The 958-nt window shown below is 69.0% G+C and carries 1 pseudogene; it reads left to right on the top strand.

Features of this window, described 5'->3' with window-relative positions:
* Positions 1 to 607, top strand: a pseudogene (locus HC022_RS27545) (AMP-binding protein); the annotation flags it as partial.
* Positions 608 to 958 lie beyond the last annotated feature (351 nt).

Here is a 958-nt window from a genome sequence, read left to right as displayed (position 1 = left end):
ATGCGCGTGGCAGGGGACGTGGGATCACATCAAGGGCGACGAGCGCGCCGCGATGAAGGCCCGTCAGGGCGTGGCCATGCCCTTCATGGAGCATGTCACTGTCATGGACGAGCAGATGAACATCATCGAGGCCGACGGCGAGACCAAGGGCGAAATCATGCACCGCGGCAATGGCGTGATGAAGGGCTACCTCAAGGCGCCCAAGGCCACCCGCGAGGCCTTCGAGGGCGGCTATTTCCACTCGGGCGACATCGCCGTGCTGCATCCTGACAGCTATCTGCAGATCGCCGACCGGGCCAAGGACATCATCATATCGGGCGGCGAGAACATCTCTTCGGTCGAGGTCGAGAACACGCTCATGGCGCATGAAGCCGTGCTGCTCTGCGCGGTGGTGGCCAAGCCCGACGAGAAATGGGGCGAGGTGCCCTGCGCCTTCGTCGAGCTGAAGCCCGGCCACGCGGCGACCGAGGCCGAGCTCATCGCCTTTGCCCGCGACCGGCTGGCCGGGTTCAAGACCCCCAAGGCGGTGGTGTTCGAGGAGCTTCCCAAGACCTCGACCGGCAAGATCCAGAAGTTCCAGCTGCGCGGCCGGGCCCGCGAACTCTGACCGTGGCGTCCCGGGGCCCCGGGCGGCCCCGGGGATCGCCCGCCGGCGAGGGGTCGCTGCCCTGCACCACGGTGTGCTTCTCGAAAAGGTTGTCGGCGAAGACCGGCACGCCTGCGTCTAGGTAAAGCGCCATGCCCGCGGCGATCCACGGCCAGAGCAGCGGGACGCCGGCGGGCGAGACGGGTCCGGGCACCTCGGTCCGTTGTCGCTGCCATGCGTCACGTCGATCCACGCTCCGGCGACATGGCAGAGGCGTCGGGCGCCCTGCCCCTGCGACGCTCAGCCCTCGGCGCTCGCCGCGGCCTCGCGGTGTGCGCGGGCGTCGTCGGCGGCGGCCTGCAGGTGGATCGA

Source organism: Salipiger sp. HF18 (assembly GCF_011806505.1).
GTDB classification, from domain to species: Bacteria; Pseudomonadota; Alphaproteobacteria; order Rhodobacterales; family Rhodobacteraceae; genus Salipiger; species Salipiger thiooxidans.
This window is presented reverse-complemented; position numbering and strand designations above follow the sequence as displayed.